The 20,251-nt window shown below is 67.6% G+C and carries 19 protein-coding genes; 7 read left to right on the top strand and 12 right to left on the bottom strand.

The annotated features are described in order from the left end of the window. Nucleotides 1–96: 96 nt before the first annotated feature. The 4 genes from ACR65J_RS00770 to ACR65J_RS00755 are packed head-to-tail and all read right to left on the bottom strand — an operon-like array spanning nucleotide 97 to nucleotide 2,566. Nucleotides 97–444, bottom strand: coding sequence for a PRC-barrel domain-containing protein (locus ACR65J_RS00770; protein WP_440165203.1), 348 nt, complete (start codon nucleotides 442–444; stop codon nucleotides 97–99). Further along, nucleotides 431–841, bottom strand: coding sequence for a hypothetical protein (locus ACR65J_RS00765; protein ID WP_440165202.1), 411 nt, complete (start codon nucleotides 839–841; stop codon nucleotides 431–433). Before ACR65J_RS00765 ends, ACR65J_RS00770 begins: the two co-directional genes overlap by 14 nt. Further along, nucleotides 838–2,067 carry an Nramp family divalent metal transporter gene (locus ACR65J_RS00760; protein ID WP_440165200.1) on the bottom strand — a complete coding sequence of 410 codons (1,230 nt, stop codon included), beginning with the start codon at nucleotides 2,065–2,067 and terminating at the stop codon, nucleotides 838–840. Before ACR65J_RS00760 ends, ACR65J_RS00765 begins: the two co-directional genes overlap by 4 nt. 10 nt (nucleotides 2,068–2,077) lie before the next feature. Beyond that, the gene (locus ACR65J_RS00755) at nucleotides 2,078–2,566 is read right to left on the bottom strand and encodes a hypothetical protein (protein ID WP_440165199.1); all 489 of its coding nucleotides are present in this window, start codon (nucleotides 2,564–2,566) and stop codon (nucleotides 2,078–2,080) included. 233 nt (nucleotides 2,567–2,799) lie between these two features. Between ACR65J_RS00755 and ACR65J_RS00750 the strand changes: the two genes are divergently transcribed. Both ACR65J_RS00750 and ACR65J_RS00745 read left to right on the top strand, forming a co-directional pair. Then, nucleotides 2,800–3,210 carry a TfoX/Sxy family protein gene (locus ACR65J_RS00750; protein WP_440165197.1) on the top strand — a complete coding sequence of 137 codons (411 nt, stop codon included), beginning with the start codon at nucleotides 2,800–2,802 and terminating at the stop codon, nucleotides 3,208–3,210. A 97-nt stretch (nucleotides 3,211–3,307) separates the two neighbouring features. Next, nucleotides 3,308–4,390 carry a tellurite resistance/C4-dicarboxylate transporter family protein gene (locus ACR65J_RS00745; protein ID WP_440165195.1) on the top strand — a complete coding sequence of 361 codons (1,083 nt, stop codon included), beginning with the start codon at nucleotides 3,308–3,310 and terminating at the stop codon, nucleotides 4,388–4,390. 97 nt (nucleotides 4,391–4,487) lie between these two features. On the opposite strand, the gene ACR65J_RS00740 is transcribed toward ACR65J_RS00745, so the two are convergent. Continuing rightward, on the bottom strand, nucleotides 4,488–5,189 hold the full coding sequence (locus ACR65J_RS00740) for a hypothetical protein (RefSeq protein WP_440165193.1): 702 nt from the start codon (nucleotides 5,187–5,189) through the stop codon (nucleotides 4,488–4,490). Nucleotides 5,190–5,488: 299 nt separating this feature from the next. Between ACR65J_RS00740 and ACR65J_RS00735 the strand changes: the two genes are divergently transcribed. The 3 genes from ACR65J_RS00735 (at nucleotide 5,489) to ACR65J_RS00725 (ending at nucleotide 7,162) form a co-directional block, all read left to right on the top strand. Next, a complete protein-coding gene (locus ACR65J_RS00735; protein ID WP_440165191.1) occupies nucleotides 5,489–6,028 on the top strand; it encodes a hypothetical protein in 540 nt (179 codons plus the stop codon). Between the two features lie 22 nt (nucleotides 6,029–6,050). Continuing rightward, nucleotides 6,051–6,374, top strand: coding sequence for a hypothetical protein (locus ACR65J_RS00730; RefSeq protein WP_440165189.1), 324 nt, complete (start codon nucleotides 6,051–6,053; stop codon nucleotides 6,372–6,374). Nucleotides 6,375–6,463: 89 nt separating this feature from the next. Continuing rightward, nucleotides 6,464–7,162, top strand: a complete 699-nt coding sequence (locus tag ACR65J_RS00725) for a response regulator (RefSeq protein ID WP_440165188.1) — start codon at nucleotides 6,464–6,466, stop codon at nucleotides 7,160–7,162. Between the two features lie 64 nt (nucleotides 7,163–7,226). Here ACR65J_RS00725 and ACR65J_RS00720 read toward each other — a convergent pair whose 3' ends face one another. From ACR65J_RS00720 to ACR65J_RS00690, 7 genes are all read right to left on the bottom strand, one after another. Then, nucleotides 7,227–8,906 carry a GAF domain-containing sensor histidine kinase gene (locus ACR65J_RS00720; RefSeq protein ID WP_440165186.1) on the bottom strand — a complete coding sequence of 560 codons (1,680 nt, stop codon included), beginning with the start codon at nucleotides 8,904–8,906 and terminating at the stop codon, nucleotides 7,227–7,229. Between the two features lie 116 nt (nucleotides 8,907–9,022). After that, nucleotides 9,023–11,749, bottom strand: coding sequence for a magnesium-translocating P-type ATPase (gene mgtA, locus ACR65J_RS00715; protein ID WP_440165184.1), 2,727 nt, complete (start codon nucleotides 11,747–11,749; stop codon nucleotides 9,023–9,025). Nucleotides 11,750–11,817: 68 nt separating this feature from the next. Continuing rightward, on the bottom strand, nucleotides 11,818–12,477 hold the full coding sequence (locus tag ACR65J_RS00710; protein WP_440165182.1) for a class I SAM-dependent methyltransferase: 660 nt from the start codon (nucleotides 12,475–12,477) through the stop codon (nucleotides 11,818–11,820). A gap of 34 nt (nucleotides 12,478–12,511) precedes the next feature. Continuing rightward, the gene (locus tag ACR65J_RS00705; RefSeq protein ID WP_440165180.1) at nucleotides 12,512–12,799 is read right to left on the bottom strand and encodes a hypothetical protein; all 288 of its coding nucleotides are present in this window, start codon (nucleotides 12,797–12,799) and stop codon (nucleotides 12,512–12,514) included. Nucleotides 12,800–12,828: 29 nt separating this feature from the next. Continuing rightward, the gene (locus ACR65J_RS00700) at nucleotides 12,829–13,530 is read right to left on the bottom strand and encodes a hypothetical protein (protein ID WP_440165178.1); all 702 of its coding nucleotides are present in this window, start codon (nucleotides 13,528–13,530) and stop codon (nucleotides 12,829–12,831) included. A 95-nt stretch (nucleotides 13,531–13,625) separates the two neighbouring features. Then, on the bottom strand, nucleotides 13,626–14,681 hold the full coding sequence (locus ACR65J_RS00695; RefSeq protein ID WP_440165176.1) for a 2,3-butanediol dehydrogenase: 1,056 nt from the start codon (nucleotides 14,679–14,681) through the stop codon (nucleotides 13,626–13,628). 24 nt (nucleotides 14,682–14,705) lie between these two features. Beyond that, nucleotides 14,706–16,496 carry an NAD(P)/FAD-dependent oxidoreductase gene (locus ACR65J_RS00690; RefSeq protein WP_440165174.1) on the bottom strand — a complete coding sequence of 597 codons (1,791 nt, stop codon included), beginning with the start codon at nucleotides 16,494–16,496 and terminating at the stop codon, nucleotides 14,706–14,708. Nucleotides 16,497–16,638: 142 nt separating this feature from the next. Between ACR65J_RS00690 and ACR65J_RS00685 the strand changes: the two genes are divergently transcribed. Together ACR65J_RS00685 and ACR65J_RS00680 are read left to right on the top strand one after the other, a co-directional pair. Beyond that, the gene (locus ACR65J_RS00685) at nucleotides 16,639–17,928 is read left to right on the top strand and encodes a GAF domain-containing protein (RefSeq protein ID WP_440165172.1); all 1,290 of its coding nucleotides are present in this window, start codon (nucleotides 16,639–16,641) and stop codon (nucleotides 17,926–17,928) included. A 407-nt stretch (nucleotides 17,929–18,335) separates the two neighbouring features. After that, on the top strand, nucleotides 18,336–20,251 hold a 1,916-nt coding region (locus ACR65J_RS00680), incomplete at its 3' end, for a S8 family serine peptidase (protein WP_440165170.1).

Here is a 20,251-nt window from a genome sequence, read left to right as displayed (position 1 = left end):
GTACTGCCTGAACTACCAACTGCATAAACACAACAACAGGATCTACATTACAGGAGATTTGGCGCGTGCCTAATTGCGTGCCTGTTCAACCCCGTCCTACCCCTTCACGGCGTCCTGCAGAGCAGTGCTGTAGCGGGTGAAACCCGGGCGGAGCCGGACGGAGCTTGCACCAACCACGGCGACGTCCTCCCACAGCACCAGGAAGGATCCGCGGTGCCGCCAGCGGAGGACCCGCGCCACCAGCCATGGATGAGCCAGGCCGTTCCGTTCGTAGCCCATGAAGGAGGCTGTACTGTGCGGGCCGATGACCAGCCCCAGCAGGCGCGGCTCCGCCATCAGCTGGTGCGGGGTGCCGTCAAGCACGAACCGGACGTCGGCCACGCGGCCCAGCCTGCCGCCGTCGGCATCATGGACGGGCGTGCCCAGCAGGTCACCGAGGATCATGGCGGCCTCCCGGGATGCGCGCAATAATCTTGTCCCGGACCCACCGCTCCACCCAGCTCGCGTCCAGCGGCTCCCCGCTGACGCCCAACCGCACCACCACGCCCACCTCCGCCACGTCCTTCCACGGAATGCGGATCAGCCGGGACGACGGCGGCCTGCCGCCAAAGATGCGCGTCCCCAGCACCGACCCCGTCAGCAGTGCGGTAATCGCCGGCGCCGGGGTCCCCGGGGCGATCTCCACGTCCAAAGCAGGCCCGCTCACCTCGAGGTCGTCCACGGTGGTGACCGGGACGCCGTCGTGATCCAACACCTGCCGGTCCAGCAGGTGCAGCTGGGCGTCCAGGATGCGCCCCACCACGTGTGGGGCCGGAGGCAGCGGGGCGTGCGGTGAAGTCATGAGCCTGCTCCTGTGGCGATCATGAGGGGGATGGCAGCGATGGAGGCGACGAGGATGATCACCAGGTAAACCATGCCCAGCGCGTTGACTACCCGCCCGTTCACGTGCTCGCGCATGTATTGGGGATCGTTGGCCACGATGAGGATGGGCAGGTAGGTCAGGGGCAGGGCGATCGCGGAGAACACCACCGAGTACTCGGTGACCAGGACGGGGTCCACGCCGGTGGCCAGCACCGCGATTCCGACCAGCAGGCACACAATCATGGACAGGTGGAAGCGGGCGGCTTCCGCAGGGCGGCGGAACTTGCCCCAGGACCAGCCGAAAAACTGGGCCAGCGTGTACCCGCTGGAGAGGGTGGTTTCCAGGGCAGCACCGAAGGTTGCCGCCACGATCCCCACCAGGACGAACGCCAGGCCAAGCTTTCCGGCTCCCTCGGCGACGGGCAGTATCACCTGGGACAGGGAGGTCACCGAGATGCCGGCGGGCAAGAGGACGATGGTGGCGCAGGCCGCGATGGAAACGGACAGCAGGCCGCCCAGCGGGAAACCGACCAGGACATTGATCCGCGACTGGGCCAGGTCCTTGACGCTCCACCCCTCCTCCACCGCTCCGGAGGAGAAGAAGAACACCTCGTATGGAGTCATGGCCGCGCCAAACAGGGCAATCGCGTAGTAGCTGTACGTCCACACCGTCTCCTGCTGCGGCACCGCGGGCTGCAGGACCTGTCCCGCCAGGGAGCCCCAGTCCGGCTTGAGCAGGAACAGTGCCACCGCGAAGATGATCAGGGTCAGCCCCAGCAGGCCGGTGACGTTTTCCATGATGGAGAACCGGACCCGCCAGATCACCAGCCACACCGCCACTGCGGCCACGGGAATCCACAGCAGGTAGTACACACTGCTGGCCAACTGCAGGGCCAGGGCGACGCCGCCGATCTCCGCCGTCACGGTCATGAGGTTGATCAGGAACGACGCCGAGAGGTTGGCCAGCCCGACCCGCGGCCCCAGCCGTTCGCGGATGACCTCGAACGTGGCGCGGCCGGACACTGCTGCCACCCGGCCGGACATGTTGGCGAACAGGCAGATCCCCACGACGCCGACGGCCACGACCCACACCAGGGACAGGCCAAAGCGGGACCCGACGACGGCGTTGGTCACCAGGTCCCCGATGTCAACGAACCCGCCGATGGCAGTGAGGATGCCAAGCGCGACGCCGAGGAGGCGCTTCACTGCTCAGCCTTCATTGGGAACCCACCTTGTCTTCGAGCTGCCTCAGGGCGTCCTGCGCGCCGGCGAGCACCTTGTCGCCGTCCTCCAGGGAGGGGGTGCCGCCGTCGTTCGCTGCCAACGCGGCGCGCGCCGTGGCGAACCCGGCGGCGCACTGGTCCAGCACGTCCAGTGCCTGCTTCTGGGTCTCGCGGTCCTCCTGGGTGGCCGGGGAGAGCTTCAGGACGGTGCTCCGGCTGGTCTGGACCTCCTTGAGCTCATCATCAAGCGTGGTGGAGGCAGCGGCCCGTGTCAGCTTGCCGTCCATGTCCTGGCGGAGGGCAAGCCGGGCGGTGGCGACGGCGGAGGAGCTGTCCTTCACTGCCGTGGACACCGACTGGCTGGTGCCGCCACTGCAGCCGGTGAGGACGGCGAGCGCCACGAGCGCCAGTCCACCCGCGAGCCCGCGGCGGGACCGTGCGCCGCGTACGGTGGGCCGGGCGTGGGCTGCAGTTATCAGCACCCTTGCCTCCAACCCTCCGGGGACGCCCCGGCCCCTCGGAATCCGCCCTTCCCACGGCAGCCACAAGTAGTTGCCTATGGTCAGGTATAGCACCAGCGCGGGAAGTTTGACCTGTTCAGGGGCGGAATTCTTGCCCGCTGCGCCAGGGTGGCGGCCAGCCCTCGACGGCGGCAGCCAACCGGCATATCCTGCATCCAGATCCTGCGGAAAACCTGCCACCGGGAGATGAAGGCATGGAGATGCCCAAGGCCAGCGAGGAAGACAAGGAGCGGTTCCGCCGCGTGGTCCCCAGCCATCCCGGCGTTGTGGTCAAGCCGATGTTCGGCAACCTGGGCGCCTTCGTTAACGGCAATATGTTCGCCGGATTGTTCGGGTCCACCATTGGAGTAAAGCTCTCCCGGGAGGACAGGGAGTTGCTGGAGTCGTCCGAGCGGACCGTCCCGTTCGGGCCGGCAGACAGGCCCATGGGTGGCTACACCGGCCTGCCGGAAGTGTGGAATGAAGAGGGCGACGGCGACGACACCCGGGCGCGGGCGTGGGCGGAGAAAGCGCTGGCGTACGTCGCCTCGCTGCCGCCCAAAGCGGCTAAAGAGCCTAAGCAGCCCAAGCGGGCCACCAAAGCCGATCTGCAGGCGCGCGGCTGACGCATGCCAGGGAGTGCGGTGGGATGGAACCGTATCGGGTGATCCTCCTCCCCGGCAACGTCCTTCCTGCTGCCCCCGCAGTCCTAAGCTTGGTGCCATGGACACCGCCACTGACGCCCGGAACTCCTTCGGCTCCCGCGCCAGCCAGGCGATACGGACGCTTACCCCCGGCTACTTCGCGCTCACCATGGCCAGCGGCATCATCTCCGTGGGGCTCGAGCTTGAGGGCTTCCACGCCCTGTCCGTGGCGCTGCTGGTGGTGTGCGCGCTCTCCTACATCCTGATTCTGGTGCTCAGCCTGCTCCGCCTGGCCAGGTTCGGCGCCGACATGCGCGGTGACTTCATGGATCCCGGGCGCGCCTTCGGCTTCTTCACCTTTATCGCCGGAACAAACGTGCTGGGGACGCGCCTTGGCATGGCGGGATGGCACGGCACGACGGCGGTGCTTCTTGCCGTCGCGGTGCTTGCCTGGGTGGTGCTCGGCTACGTCGTGCCATGGACGGCCGTGCTGGGACGGTCAGAGCGGCCCGTGGTCAAGGATGCCAACGGTTCATGGTTCATCTGGTGCGTGGCCAGCCAGTCTGTGGCTGTTGCGGCCGCGTCGATCGAGCCCCTCGCCGGACCGGACTGGCGCGCGGCCCTGGCGCTCGTCGCCGTCGTCGCCTGGTCGGTGGGGCTCATCCTCTACGCCGCCGTGGGGATCTTCGTCTCACTGCGGCTCATGACCTACCCCATCCGGCCGCAGGACCTCCGCCCGCAGTACTTCGTGGCCATGGGTGCCATGGCCATCAGCGTCCTGGCGGGGGCCCGGATCGTGGAAATGGCGGGCGCCCCCATGGTGGATGCCACGCGCGGGCTGGTGGCCGGCGCGTCCGTGGTGTTCTGGTCCTTCGCCTCGTGGCTCTTCCCGGTGCTCCTCGCCGCCGGCTGGTGGCGGCACGTGGTCCACCGGGTACCGCTGTCCTATGAGCCGGGACTGTGGAGCGTCATCTTCCCCCTCGGCATGTACGCCTTGGCCGGGATCTACCTTGGCCGCGCCGACCAGTTGCCCCTGGTGGCAGCGATCGGCCGCGCCGAGCTGTGGCTGGCGGTTGCGGCATTCCTCGCGACCCTCGCCGCGATGCTCTGGCACCTGTGGGCCACGCTGCTCGCCCCATCCTTGCCGCGACCTGGCAGTTAACGGCAGTATCGGCGTGTGGGACTGCTGGGTAGTGCCATTTCGCGGGGCCGGCGGCCTCAACCTGCCCCCTGAACCCGCCCGGCTCACCCTGCCGAGCTCACCCTGCCCGCGGGCCGGGGCCGTGAGCCTTCTGCCGTCCGTCGCGGTGGGCCAGGTAGGCGTACACCACCAGGGCGAGCCCCGCCAGGATCATGACCGCGGGGAACGCGAAGTCGATGGGGATGAGCACCGCCGTTGCCTGGAGGACGAAGATCAGTCCCATGACCGTGAGGATACCGGCCGGGATCAGGGGCCATTTCATCCGTTCCGCGTGGCCGCCCTTGTCTTCAGCGCGGACCGGGACCAGGGACAGCACCCCGAAGGTGGCCGCCAGGCCCAGGAAGAGGACGGCCGCAGTGGGCGTACCCTGCAGTTCCTGCGGGAGGGCCACGATGACCGCCAGCGTGAACATGACACCGGACGGAATCAGGGCCCACCAATTGCCCGGTTCCCGAACGAACACGGCCCCGAACCCGGCGCCCATGAAAAGGAACAGGAAAGCCGCACCCCAGGCACCCCCTGTGAGCTGGGTAGTGGTGATAACCGCTGCGAGGCCCAGGAACACGGAGCCCGGGATGGCCGCCCACCAGTTCTCCCGGCGGCGGACGAACAGGGACAGGAACAAAACCCCCACGGCCGCGAAAATCAGCGGGGCCACGAACGCAGCTGTGTCCATTCCGCCCAGCCGGTCCAGGAGCAACAGGCCGCCCAGCGTTATGAGGATCACGCCTGCGATGATGCTTGCGTTTGCCGATTTCACCGTGTGCCTCCCGGATCCGGCAGGCGGCCGTACACCGCGCTGCCTATTTCAGGCTAGGGCGGCGCCGGAACCCGAAACAGGGCACAAAGCCCCCGCCCGGCACCCGTGATCGCTGGGAGCCCTCTTTGAGGACGGGACCTTCAGCCCTACAGCCGTGCCCGGGACGCTGGGCATCCTTGTAAAGGCACTTCCGGGTCCTCACATTGCGAGGCTGGAGCGGCTTTCCATGTTGAACCCCAGTGACTTTCCGCCGGAGGCACCGCCAGGATGCCCGCTGGCTGGATTATGAAAGGACCGGCATGTCCGCTGACATCCTCACCTTCCGTCCCCCTCCCCTGTCACAGGCGGAAGCAGCGCGCCGACGGGCGATGCTCCTCCACCCGTCCAATTTCAGCCCGGAATCAGCTCCGACCGGTGACGCTGTGGAGAAAGCAGAAGAGCTGGCGGGTCGGTTCGACCCCCTTTACAAGGAGTTCCTGGACCGGGGGTTGTCCGCAAACGCGGCCCGGACAGAAGTGGCACGGACCGCAGCGCGGGACATTTGGGACGGTTTAGCCTCCCAGCTGCGGCGGCACCGGGCAGCGGGCCAGCAGTTGGACGCCAACGTCCTGGCCGTCGCCCTTGCGTCGATCCAGTGCATGAACAACGCCCTGCCGCGCCGCCCGGAAGACCTTGACCACACCGTCCGTGCCGTCAGCACCGCACGCCGCCGTCTCCAATACAACGGGGGCCTGCTGCGCCGCCTGCATCCGCACCGCAACCCGGCCTTCCACGACGCAGTCGTGACGCTTCAGTCGCTGGAGGTATTCCTCGCCCGTCCGCAGCAGCAGGCTGCCTAAGCCGGGGCAGGGAGACAGGAACATGGCAACCATTGACGAGTACAAGGCAGTTCACGCCGGCAACGAACCGACAGGCGGGCTGGACCACAGCGCCGAACTCGGTCAGGGCGGGTGCAATGTCATTTCCAACGCGAGCGGCGGGGTGGTGGGCCGCTGGGGCTCCTGGGAAACTGCCAGTGTGGCCCTGAACCGGCTCCAGAAGCTCGGGGGCCGGTACGAATACCGGCTGGAGGAGTCCCATCAATGGGTGAAGGGGCCGGAACACAGCACCATCTGCGCCGTCTGCAGCGTCCCCCGGGAGATTCCGGCCTATGCCGGCAGCGCGCTGGGAATTGAATGGCCGTAAGTGCCAATGTTTTAATGAGGTTCCTTCCGGAGGGGCGGCTGCAGGGAAAGGGCAGTCGGGGAGGGCGTCGAGCCGATGAGAGCGTCTTCATGAACACACCTACAGAAATTCGAGATGATTTTTGGTCTCCCGCCCTGCCCATCCGGGTCTTCATCCTCAACGACCACGAGATGGTCCGAAGGGGCCTTGGCGACCTTCTGGAGCACGTTGGCTTCGACGTGGTCGGCGAAAGCGGGTCGGCTGCAGAAGCGCGCCGGCTGATCCACATCCTGCAGCCGGACATCGTAATACTGGACGACAGGCTGCCGGACGGCACGGGCATCGAAGTGTGCCGTGACCTGCGTTCCACTGCCCCTGAGGTGCGTTGCCTGATCCTCACCGGCTGGGACGAGCAGCACGCCGTACGGGCAGCGGTCCTGGCAGGCGCTTCAGGGTATGTGCTCAAGCGGCTCGGAGACAACGACGCACTGATCAACTGCATCCGCAACACGGCGGCGGGCATTCCACCGATGAGCCCTGCCGTCAGGGAACGGGTGGCCGAGAGCCTCTACGCAACAGCTTCTGCCCCCTGGCTGAAGGCCATGACACGGACCGAGCGGAACGTGCTCGCCCTCATGGCACGCGGACTGACCAACCCGCAAATCGGGCAGGAGATGGCGCTGCCTGAAGCCGACGTTGCCGCCAACGTGTCCTCCGTGCTCCATAAACTGGGTTTCCGCCGTCGGGGTCACCTGATCCCCGCGCCGATCCCACGGGCGTGGGAATTGTTGCATGCACCCAATTCCTGACCCATCGCCGTGAAACAGGCCGGTGCCCGCCGCTCAGCCGCCAGCGGGTGCCCTCCACGTCACATCAGCCGCCAGCGGGTGCCCTCCACGTCACACTGGTACCTTTGCCGGGGATGCTGTCAATGACGCAGTCCCCGCCCAGGTGGGCGGCCCGGTTCTTCATGTTTGTCAACCCGCTGACCCGCTCAGGGTCCTTGAATCCACGCCCGGTGTCGCGGACTGTGAGGACCACCTCGCCATCCTGCGCGGCGAGCTGAATGGAGATGTCCTCCGATCCGGAATGCCTCACGGCGTTGCTGACGCCTTCGTGGAGCACCCGCAGCAGCTGTTCGGCCACTTCATCGCCCACCACATCGTCCACGGGTCCTGAAATCTGGATCCTGGGGAGGAAACCGGCAGCGTTCGCGGCTTCCTGCACAGCGCGCAGCAGGCGGCCGCTGAGAAGTTCCTTATCAGGCGCCCGCGCCTGGAGGGAGTAGATGGTGTCGCGAAGCTGATGGATGCAGTCGTCCAGCTCTGCGGTGATCCCCGCAATGCGCCGCTCATGGGCAGGCGGGTCCGCGGTGTAGCGGCGCAGGCCCTGGATGCTCAACCCGGCGGCGAAAAGCCGCTGGATCACCAGGTCGTGCAGGTCCGCCGCGATCCGTTCCCGGTCGATGAACAGGGCGTGCTCTTCCCGCAGTTGGTTCGCCTTGAGCAGGTCCAGCGTCAGGCCTATCCGGGACGCAAATACGGCGCTTTGCTCAATGTCCACTTCCGTATACCGCGCTCCGCCAACATTCCTGGCGAGGATGAGGACGCTGTCGCGGTGGCCGTCACTGTTGCTGCCCAGGGCGGCCACCAGGACCGGCCCAAGCTTCTCGGCCGACGTCGGATCGAACACCAGGAGGGGGTCGGCCAGGACCTTGGACTCCCCTGTTTCCAGCACTTTAGCCAGGACGTTGGCAGCGGAAAGTTCCTGGCCGCCGGGCATTGCCTGGGCACCCACCGATGTCCGGGACCTGATGGTCCCGTCCGCGCCCACCGATGCAATCAGGGACAGGACGGAGACGGAGGCGTTCAGGGCGCGCTCCGCGATCATGTCCAGGTTCTCCGTATCGGAGCGTGGCTCCTCCTTCAGGCGGTCACTTACTTCCATGCCCGCTTCCAGCCATCGCTGGCGGCGCCTGCTGTCATCGAACAACTTAGCGTTCTGGATGGCCACACCGGCGGCAGCCGCAAGGGCAACAGCGAGGTCTTCGTCCTCGCCCGTGAAATCCTGCTCGCCGATCTTTTCCGTTAGGTAGAGGTTCCCGAAGACTTCGTTCCGAACCCGGACCGGTACGCCGAGGAAGGTACTCATGGGCGGGTGGTTGGAAGGGAACCCAACCGCTATGGGGTGCTCGCCCAAATCATGGAGCCGCAACGGCTTGGGTTCGCGGATCAGCTCGCCAAGCACGCCATGGCCGGTGGGCAGGTCGCCGATCACCCGGGCACCGTCTTCATCGATGCCCACGGTGATGAAGTGGCTGAGCTGCTGGTCGTCGCCGATGACGCCCAGGGCCCCATAGCGCGCCCCCACTAGTTCGCATGCCGACTGCACCAGCCGGTCCAGTACTGCTTCCAGGCTCAGGTCTTCTGTCATGGAGACCACTGCGCCGAGCAGCCCCTCGACATGTTCCTGTGCCCGGACAAGATCATCCGCCCGCTCTACAAACTCCCGCAGGAGTTCCCGGGTCCGCCGCCTTATTGGTTCACGCCACATGTAAAAACGCTCCGAAATCGAACGCATCCACGGCGGGCTGCATCACCCCGGATCCGATTTTTGAAAGCCCCCAGCGTCTCTTTTCTCCATGCTAACAACCCTTGGCGCCGCGGGCCCTAAAGGTTACGGCCAGGCCTTCCCCGCCGTGCCCGGCGCCAGCCTACCGCGCGCCCCCTGGCTGCATGCACCTTGAGCGGAGGAACCCGGGCCGGGATGCTGAACCGGAACGCGCGCCGGGAAATGTGGTGGGTGGCATGCCGGCGCCGGACGGGCGGCGGCGGCGCGGGCAGCTGCTGGGCGTCGCGGGCGAAGAACCATTGTTTGGCGAGCTCCACCAGCACCAGGTACACCACCACCATGCCCAGCAGGGCGAGGAAGAACGGTACCGGCAGGGGGTCGAAGCCCAGCACGCCGGCCAGGGGCGAGAGCGGCAGGAACACGCCCAGGGCCACTACTCCGAGGGAGGCGGAAAGCAGGCCCGCGGACGGCCGGCTGCGCAGGAACGGCACCCGCCGGGTACGGATGGCGAAGATAATCAGCGTCTGGGTAGCGATGGATTCGATGAACCAACCGGCCCGGAACTCGCCGGGCACCGCCGTGAACACGACCAGCATCAGGGCGAACGTGGCGAAGTCGAACAGCGAGCTGATGGGCCCGAAGAGGAGCATGAAGCGGCGGATGAAGGCGATGTTCCAGTGGGAGGGTGCCCGCAACTGTTCCTTGTCCACGCGGTCGCCCGGGATGGCGAGTTGGCCGCTGTCATAAAGCAGGTTGTTCAGCAGGATCTGGCCCGGCAGCATGGGCAGGAAGCTGAGCACCACGGAGGCCGTGGCTGCGCTGAACATATTGCCGAAGTTGCTGGACGTGCCCATCAGCACGTACTTGATGGTGTTGGCGAAGATCCGCCGCCCCTCCATCACGCCGTCCGCCAGGACGCCCAGGTCTTTGTCCAGGAGGACGACGTCGGCCGCGTCCTTGGCGACGTCCGTTGCGGTATCGACGGAGATGCCGATGTCCGCCTTGTGCAGTGCCAGGGCGTCGTTGACACCGTCGCCCATGAAGCCCACCGCCCCGCCGCTTTGCCGCAGGAGGGTGATGATCCGGGCCTTTTGTTCGGGCGAGACGCGGGCGAAGATGGTGGCCGTGCGCGCCGCGGCGGCGAGGTCGGCGTCGGACATTCCCTCAACCTCGGCGCCTGTCAGCGTGCCGCCGGAGATCACGTCCAGGTCTGCGCACACCCGCTCCGCCACTTTGGCGTTGTCCCCGGTGGCGAGTTTCACCGAGATGCCCAGCGCCTCAAGCCGGTCCAGCGACTGCCGGGCGTTAGCCTTGGGCCGGTCCAGGAACACCAGGAAGCCGGCAAGGGTAAGGTCCTGCTCATCGGCACGAGTCAGCCGGCTGAGCCCCGCCGCAGGGCGGGTGGCGACGGCAACCACCCGGGAGCCGGCGTCGAACTGTTCATCCAGCAGCGCCTGCGCTGCCAGGGTGATGGGCGCGCACAGGGCCAGGACATCTTCGGGGGCACCCTTGGTGACCAGCAGGGCGGGACCGCCGGCTTCACTGACCAGCGCGGTAGTCCGGCGGCGCTGGTGGTCGAATCCAATCAGGTCCAGCCGCTCGAACCGTGCCGGGTCGAAGGCCGCCGCGCCGGGGCTCTCCCACAGCGCGGCATCCGGCGGGTTCTGGCCGGCGGAGGAGACCTTCGCGCCGGCGTAGTTCGCCTCGGTAGCCAGCAGGCCCAAGGTTAGCAGGCCGGCGTCGGACATCCCCTCCGTGGCCGGGAGCGCGTGGGTGAAGCTGATCTTCCCCTCGGTGAGGGTGCCCGTTTTGTCCGTGACCAGGATGTCCATGTCGCCCAGGTCCTCGATGCACACCAGCCGCTTGACCAGGACCTTCTGCTTGGCCAGCTGGCGGGTGCCGGTAGCCAGGCTGGTGCTGACGACAGCGGGCAGCAGCTGCGGGGTGATGCCAACCGCGATGGCCAGTGAGAAGAGCAGTGATTCCAGCAGGGGCCGCTGCAGCAGCAGGTTGGCGACGAAGATCAGCGACGTGAGCACCACGGCCACCTGCAGCAGCAGGAATGAGAACCGTTTGAGGCCCAGCTGGAACTCGGTCTGCGGCTGCCGTTCGCCCAGGCCCAGCGCGATCCGGCCGAACTCGGCGCGGCCGCCGGTTGCCACCACCACGCCGCTGCAGCCGCCGGACTGGATCACGGTGCCCATGAACACGCAGGAGGCGAGGTCGGCAAGGGAGGCGCCGCCGGGAACGGGGGCAGGATCCTTGGCGGCCGCCTGGGACTCGCCCGTAAGGATGCTTTCGTCGCAGAGCAGGTTGTTCGTGGTGAGGAGCCGGATATCCGCCGGGACAATTGCACCCAGGGAAAGATGGACGACGTCGCCGGGCACCAGGGCGGTGACGTCCACTTCGGTGGTGGTTCCGTCGCGCTGGACGGCAGCCTTGTGGGTGACGCGGGAGTGCAGGGCCTCGGAGGCGCGTTCGGCGCGGTATTCGTTGGCGAAACCGAGGCCCACGCTGGCCAGCAGGATCACGCCGATGACGATTGAGTTGGTGGCATCGCCCAGGAACAGGGACAGGCCGGCGGTGACGATCAGGAGGATGAGGATGGGGCTGGCGAACTGCCGGCCGAGGACGGCCCAGGAGTTGGCCCGGTGCGTGCGGACGGCGTTGGGGCCCAGCTCCAGCAGGCGGGCGGCGGCATCCTCCCCGGTGAGGCCGCCGGTGCCGGATGCCAGGCGTGCCAGTGTTTGCTCCGCCGTCAGGCTCGCGGCGTCGGTGATGGCCAGCTGGAGGGAGCTGCGCTCCCGGAGGTTCACGTCTGTCATGCCGATCCGTTCGGACGCGTGGGCTTCGTGGCTTCAACCTAAGGCAAGGGTACGACGGCGTGGCAGGTTCAATCAGGCGGCCCGGGGCTGGTGGCCGTGCCCAGGATATGGGCCATGGGAGGGTTCAGCCGCTGCACCGCGAAACCGAAGCGTTCATTGTCCTGGACCCTGAATCCCGCTGCGGTGATGGCCGCAAGCGTGTCCCGGTTGAGGTGGCAGCCGCCCATGAAGCGTCCCCAGACCGGGGTCAGCACATCTTCGGCCCTGGCCAGGAGCGGGCGCGCGGACCGGACGTGCTCGTAATAGGCCAGGGATCCGCCAGGGCGCAGGACGCGGCGAATCTCCGCCAGCACGGCCGCCTGGTCCGCGACGCTGCAGAGGACCAGGCTTGCCACCACGGCGTCGGCGCTGCCGGTTTCCGCGGGGATGCGCTCAGCGGCGCCGGCCACGACGGTCACGGGGACACTTGCCGATCCTGCGGCTTTATCCGCCACGGCCCGCAGGTAGTCATCCGGCTCCAGGGCCAGGACGTGGGTGACTGCGGGCGGGTACAGCGAAAATGATGAGCCCGCCCCTGCGCCGATTTCGACCACAGATCCCTGCAGCCCGGCAAGGATGCGCCGGCGGTGCTCCGTGGCCCCGCGGCGGTCCATGCCGCCAACGGCGCGGGAAAAAGCCCGGGCGAACAGCGGGTGCTGGAGGTGGCCCGGCCCGTCCTTGCCCGTCATGCGGCCCCGCCGGGGCCGCCGCCTGGTGCAGCCTTCACTGGTGAAGGCTGCTTGCGGTGACTTCGAATTCCTCCACGGAGACAATCTCCGTCCTGTCCGCCCGGCTGCTCTCCTCGCGGATCCTGGTGGCGTCCCGCCGGCTGGCAACCATCGCCTCTTCCGTCTCCCACAGCGTGATGGACAGTGCTTTATCGGTTCCTGTGCCGTTCAAGTAGTAGACGCCCTTGCACCCGGGAATTTGCAGCACCGCGTCCACCACGTCGCCGGGATTGTCTGCGCGGGTTTCAGGTCCGGTCCGGTAGGTACTGATTCTCGCGAACATGGTGCTTCCTCCTTGGTTGCTTCTTCCTGTCACTTGAGGCTGAGCACCTCGTCAATCGGCCGGCCGTTAACGAACACCTGCGCGTTCGTGGCGCCGGAGGCGGCCATGGCCGTGTATTCAAGCTGCGCCTTCGCGCGGGGGACGTCGCACACGCCGCCCAGCATGAACTGCCCGGAGAGCCAGATGCTGATGGTGCTGCCATTCAGCTCGCCGCCGAGGTAGGTCAGGTTTGACTGGTAGAGGGCGTTGATCAGCCCGGACAGTCCCACATCCCGGCTCTTGTTCGCCAGCAGGGTCCCGACGCTGGGGCCCACCTGGTCCGTGAACCGGACGGGCGCAGTGGTGGTGGCCACCAGGCTGTCGCCGCAGCCGATCATGGGCCCCGAGACACCGTTGTCGCCGACCGCGACGTAGTAGACAGTCAGCGGCGCCACCTGCTCGGGAAGGCCGGTCGGGGCAGGTTCCTGTGTGGGCGGCGGGCTGGTCGGCACGGACGACGGCGGCGCGGCAGCCGGGGTGGTGGGCGCGGCTGAGGTGCTGCCCGGCGTCGTTGGGGTCGCCGTTGTGGTGGCGCCCGCCGTCGTGCTTGGACTGGTGCTTGTGCCGGCACTTGCGGACGGCGCCGCGGAACTGGTGGTGGGAGACGGACTGGGCGGGCCGAAGCAGCCGGTGAGCACCATCAGGCCGCTGAGACCGAGAACGCTGAGTGCGGTAAGCCTGGGCCTGGTCATGACGCCCCCTTGAATGTGGGCCCGCGGTTGCGGGACCCACATTCAAGCTACGCCTGAGGGTTACGGCAGGAACAGGGACCAAAGTCCACGCCTGGCTACGGATGCACCAGCACCTTCACCGCGGTGTCCTTGTGGTTGATGAGGGTGTCGAAACCCTGCTCCACCAGGTCCTCCAGCGCGATCCGGCCGGTGATGAACGGTTTGAGGTCCACCTTGCCCTCCTGCACCATCTTGATGACGGCCGGGTGGTCCCGGACATAGGCGATGGTGCCGCGCAGGTCGATCTCCTTGAGCACGATCTTCTGCATGTCCACGGTGGCCGGCCCGCCCCAGATGGACACGTTGACCACCACGGCCCCGGGCCGTACGGCGTCGAGCATGGTGTCCAGCACGGCATTCACACCGGCGCATTCGAACGCGACGTCCGCCCCGGTGCCGCCGGTGAGCTCGCGCACCCGCGCCGGGACGTCCTCCTTGCTCGGGTCCAGGACGTGGTCCGCCACGCCGCTGGAGGTGGCCTTCTCCTTGCGGGCCTGGGTGAGCTCGCTGATGATCGTGGTCACGCCCATGCCCTTGAGGACCGCCGCGGTGAGCAGGCCGATGGGCCCGGACCCGCCCACCAGCGCAACGTCGCCTGCCTTGACGCCGCTGCGCGCCACCGCGTGGTGGGCAACAGACAGCGGCTCGATCAGCGCGGCCTCGTCCAGCGGGATGTCACCGATGGGGTGCACCCACCGCTGGTCCACCACGATCTTCTCGCTCAGCCCTCCCCCGCCGCCGGAGAGCCCAATGAAGCCCATCTGCCGGCACAGGTGGTAGCTGCCCGCCTGGCACATGTCGCAGTCGCCGTCCACAAAATAGGGTTCGACGACGACGTTGTCACCCACTGCCAGCCCTTCCACGCCTTCCCCGACCTCGGACACAGTCCCGGAGAATTCGTGCCCCAGGGTCACCGGGGATTCCTCGTGCGAGAGCGGGTGCGGATGGCCCGGAGCGGGACAGAAGATGGGCCCGTCCAGGAACTCGTGCAGGTCCGTGCCGCAGATGCCGCACCACGCGACGTCGATCTTCACGGCCCCCGCCCGCAGCTCCGGCTCCGGAATGTCCTCGATCCGGATGTCCTTGCGGGCGTGGAAACGTGCTGCCTTCATGATTCCTCCATGTTGTGGACGCGGTTAGCGGGTGTGGTGGCTGGGCTGCAGTTCATAGACGGGGGTGTCGAGTCCTTCCATCCGGGCCTTTAGCTGCAGCGCCAGGTAGGCGGAGTAGTGCCGGCTCTGGTGCAGGTTTCCACCATGGATCCAGAGGTTGGGCACGTTAGTGGGCTTCCACATATTGCGCAGCTCCCCCTCCCACGGACCAGGGTCTTTTGGCGTGTCTGAGCCGTATCCCCAGCATTTGCCCACGCGGTCGGCGATTTCGGGCGAGACCAGGTCCGCCAGCCAGCCGTTCATGGAACCGTAGCCGGTGGCATAGACAATGAGGTCCGCTTCCAGTTCGGCGCCGTCGTCCATCACCACGGCGTTGCCGGTGACCTTGGCAACCTGCCCTGACTTCAGCTTCACCCGGCCGTCGATGATCAGTTGGGAGGCGCCTACGTCGATGTAGTAGCCGGAGCCGCGCCGGAGGTATTTCACGAACAGGCCGGACCCGTCCACCCCGAAGTCCAGGTCGAAGCCGGCGGCCTCCAGCTGGGAGTAGAAGTCCGCATCCCGGGATGCCATTTCCTGGTACACCGGCACTTGGGCGTCCGGCAGGACGCGCATAGGCAGGGAGGCGAACAGCAGGTCCGCCTTCTCCGTGGTCACGCCGGCAGCGAGCGCCCGCTCCGAGTACAGGTCACCCAGGGCCAGGTCCATCAGCGATTCGCTGCGGGCAATGTGCGTGGAGGAGCGCTGGACCATGGTGACGTCGGCACCGTGTTCCCACAGGTCGGCGCAGATGTCGTGGGCCGAGTTGTTGGAACCGATCACCACGGCCTTCTTTCCCTTCCAGTCCCCGCCGCCCGGGTGCTGCGAGGAGTGCCGCTGCTCCCCCAGGAAACTCTCGGCGCCATCGAATTTGGGGATGTTCGGGTAGCCGGAGACGCCCAGGGCGAAGATGAGCTGCTTGGGCCGGAGCGTCACTGGTTCGCCGTTGCGAAGGACGTTGACCTCCCATTCCTGCGTGCCGTCGTCGTACGCTGCCTTGACGCACTCGGTGCCGGACCAGTAGTTCAGCTCCATGATGCGGGTGTAGTGCTCCAGCCAGTCGCCGATCTTGTCCTTGGCGGCAAAGACAGGCCAGTCGTCCGGGAACTTCAGGTAGGGAAGGTGGTCGTACCAGACGGGATCGTGCAGGTGCAGGGACTTGTAGCGGTTGCGCCAGGAGTCACCGGGGTTCTGGTTCTTTTCGACGATGATGGTGGGCACGCCCAGCCGCTTCAGCCGCGCCGCCAGCCCGATCCCGCCCTGCCCGCCGCCGATGATCACGCAGTAGGGCTGCTCGTCGTAGCCGAGCCGGGCTTCCTGCTCCTCCTTGAGCTCCTTCCAGGACCGGCGGCCGCGGACTGTCTCGCGCGCCACGCCCTGCTCGCGCCGGGGACCCTTCTTCTCCTCGAAGCCCTTCAGCTCCTGCATGGTGGTCAGCAGCGTCCAGCATTTGCCGTTGCGGAGCCGGAGGTGGCCGTAGCCGCGCGCGGCGCCGGTTTCGAACGTGATCCAGGCTTCCACATTCTCCGTGTCCCCGGTGGCGTCTTCGGCGAGCGCCCAGTTGGCAGGCTGCACGCGGTCCAGTGTGGCCTCCAGCATCCGCCGGATGTCCGCCTTGCCTTCGAGCGTTTTGAGGTTCCAGGTGAAGGCCACGAAGTCCCTCCAGTAGGCGCCGTCCTCGAAAAGTTCCAGCGCGGCGTCCACGTCGCGCCGCTGCAGCGCATCGTCCAGACCGGAAAGCCAGGCCTGGGCGGCAGCCGTGGGTGTTTGGGTCATTTCCACTCCTTTGTGCTGTTCCTTGGGCTCCGCCTGCCCGATATGCTGGGGCGGGCGTGAGCTGCATCACCAGTGGAACCCTGCGGGGGTAACAGCGGCGTTACACGGATCCGGCAACGGTGCCGGCTGCGAGGAGGAAACGGTGGACTACGGCCTGAGGTTTTCGGACCCGGCACGGTACGCACGGACGCTGCGCCGCGCACACGAGTTGGTTATTGCCGGTTTCCCGCGGCCCGAGATCCCCACCCGCCTGGTTGACTCCTGGCACCGTTCCATGGCCTTGGGTATCAGCCCGGACCAGCACAGCCCGCGGCACCTGCACGAGGTGTCCGAGGTACTGGAGCTTCGGCGGGAACACCGGCTGCAGCAGGTCATGCCGGCGCTCCACGACCTCCTTGCCGACGACTCCAGGTCCGGCCGCCACCTGCTGGTGCTCACCGATGCCGGCGGCGAGGTCCTGTGGCGGGTGGGCAGCCCCGCCGTCCTCCGCCGTGCCGACACGCTGGAGTTCTCCGAAGGCGCCGACTGGTCCGAGGCGGGCATCGGCACCAATGCCATCAGCGAGGCCCTGGCCACCGGCGGCGCCGTGCAGCTGTTTTCCGCCGAACACCTGGTCCGCACGCACCACGAATGGGCCTGCACGGCAGCCCCCATTACGGACCCGGCCACGGGACGGGTGCTCGGGGTGCTGGATGTCTCCGGCCCGCTGGACACCATCAGCGCGGACACCCTGCGGATGGTGCGGTGCGCCGTGCGGGTGGCAGAGGCGTTGCTGGGAACGTCCGACGGCGGCACCTCCCCGGGTGCCCCGTCTCCGTTGGGTGCGTCCCGGCGGCCCGGGCCTCCTGCAGCCCGGACGGCTGGGGTGGAGTCGCTGGAACTGCTCGGCGACAAACCCTCTGCGGTGTTTGCTGACGGTACCCGCACGCCGCTGACGCTGCGCCGGGCGGAGATCCTGGCGCTGCTGGATTCGCGGTCGCAGGGCTGGTCCGCGGAGGAGTTGGCGTACGAGCTGCATGGTGATGCGGGAACGCCGCAGGCCATCCGGACCGAGATGTTCCGGGTGCGGTCCATGCTGGGCGGGGCCGTGGAGTCCACCCCCTACCGGCTGGCTCCCGGGCTGGCCGGCCGGTCCGACGCGGCGCGCGTGCTGCGGCTGCTGCGCAAGGGCAGGGTTGCCGGGGCGCTGGAGTCGTACCGCGCTCCCCTGCTCAGCCGGTCCGGTGCCCTTCCCGTGCAGCTGCTGCGGGACCAGCTGGACATGGCGATTGGATCGGCCGTGCGCTCCAGCGGGGACGCTTCGCTGCTGGCCCGGTGGCTTTCCACGGATATGGGTGCTGCCGATTTCCTGGCCGTCGAGGCGCTGGGGCGGCTGGTGGGCCGCGGCGATCCGCGGTACCTGGCCTTCCGGGCTTCCTGCCCCGCCGGCTGAGCCGACCGGGCAGGGTGGCGTGCTTGGTGGGCCCCGGGCGCGGAACGTTGGCGGGGCTTGGCAGGTTGCGAGTTGGCAGGTGGGGCCGCGGCTTCCGGAACCGGGGAGTTGTAAAATGGCCGGAGCCACAACGTCCGTCTGCCCAGGCCCAAGCCCGTGCTGGAGAACAGGCCCCGGGCTCAGCCGGGACTCCTGGGCGGGGACGGACCACGTGGACCAGGGAATGGTTTCCGTTTCCGCCGAAAGCTGGGGAGCACAAGGGATTGTCTGGGGCTACCGAACTTACTGCCGGCCGCTGTACCCGCTGCCGGCTGGCAACGCCTGCCTCCATTGCCGCGCCCGGAACGGCCTGCGGAACCGCTCGAGGTTTGTTCACTGCAGGACACACGGGTCACTAGGAGGCCACCATGTCATTTTCCAAGCGATTCCGGCGCTCCGCCGGCGCGGTACTGGCAGCCGCGGCCGCGGTAATGCTGGCGGCGTCCCCGGCCACAGCAGTCACCCCTGCGGTGGCACCCGATCCGATGCCCTCGCAGGCAGCCAGCGGTAACGCGCAGGCAGCCGCCGGTAACGCGCAGGCAGCCGGCCCCCTGAGCGCCGATGAAGGCCGCTACCTGGTTAGTTTCACCGAGGGTGCCGACGTGGCCACGGAAGCCCAGTCCCTCCGGTCCCAGGGAGTGGGCGTGGGCAGGACCTTCTCCGCAGCGTTACGGGGTGCGGCGATCACAGCCACCAAAGCGCAGGCCGCTGCCCTGGCACATTCGCCCCGGGTTTCCCTGATGGAGCCGGATTCGCCGGTTTCGGTTTCCGACACCCAGCAGTCCCCGCCCTGGGGCCTGGACAGGATCGACCAGCGCGCGCTCCCGCTCTCCGGCACCTTCACGCCTTCTTCCAGCGGCGGGGGCGTGAGTGCCTACGTCATCGACACCGGCGTCCTGGCGGAAAACACGGACTTTGGCGGCCGGGTCGCGGCGGGCTGGACGGCAATCGCCGACGGCAAGGGCAGCAGCGACTGCAACGGCCACGGCACCCATGTTGCCGGCATCATTGCCGGAAAGACGTTCGGGGTGGCCAAAGCAGCCAGCGTGGTTCCGGTGCGGGTGCTCGGGTGCGACGGGTCCGGGTATGACTCCGACGTCATCGCGGGGCTTGACTGGATCGCGTCCCAGCACGCCGCCGGCGCACCGGCAGTAGCCAACCTCAGCATCGGCGGTGCCACCAGCACCATCCTGGATAACGCCGTCAAGGGAATCATCAATGACGGCGTCACGGCGGTGGTGGCTGCCGGAAACGCCGCGGTGGACGCCTGCACCACCTCTCCCGCCCGGGTACCCGAGGCCCTGACCGTCGCCGCCAGCGATTCCTCTGACCGGCAGGCAGGGTTCTCGAATTACGGGAGTTGCGTTGATCTATACGCGCCGGGGGTGGGCATCACGTCCGACTGGGACACCTCCACCACATCAGCAGCCACCCTGAGCGGCACCTCCATGGCGTCACCGCACGTTGCCGGTGCTGCAGCGCTTGCCCTGTCGCGGAACCCGCAGCAGACTCCTGCTGCGGTGGCAGCGGACATCACCTCCGCCGCCACGCAGGGCGCCGTCACCAACGTGTCAGCGGGAACCCCCAACCGGCTGCTCTTCACCAGCACGGCTCCGGCTCCGGCGCCGGCACCGGCAGCGAGGGACTTCACCAGTGACGGCAAGGCCGACCTGCTGGCCCAGGACAGCAACGGGAGCCTGTGGACCTATCCGGGCCAGGGCAACGGCCTCTTCGGCTGGCCCATTAAAGTCGGCGATGGTTGGAACGTCATGACCGCTATCAGCGCCGCAGGAGACCTCACCGGGGACGGCGAACCCGACCTCGTCGCCCGTGACACCAACGGCACCCTGTGGACCTATCCGGGCCAGGGCAACGGCCTCTTCGGCTGGCGCATTAAAGTCGGCGATGGCTGGAACGTCATGACCGCCATCAGCGCCGCAGGTGACCTCACGGGAGACGGCCAGCCCGACCTCGTCGCCCGCGACACCAACGGCACCCTCTGGACCTACCCCGGCCAAGGCAACGGCCTCTTCGGCTGGCGCATCAAAGTCGGCGACGGCTGGAACGTCATGACCGCCATCAGCGCCGCAGGTGATTTGACCGGAGACGGGGAGCCTGATCTCGTCGCCCGCGACACCAACGGCACCCTCTGGACCTACCCCGGCCAAGGCAACGGCCTCTTTGGCTGGCGCATCAAAGTCGGAGATGGCTGGAACGTCATGACCGCCATCAGCGCCGCAGGTGATTTGACCGGAGACGGGGAGCCTGATCTCGTCGCCCGCGA

The organism is Arthrobacter sp. SAFR-044, assembly GCF_059414985.1.
Note: the sequence above shows the minus strand (reverse complement) of the source record. Positions and strands in the feature narration are given on the sequence as shown.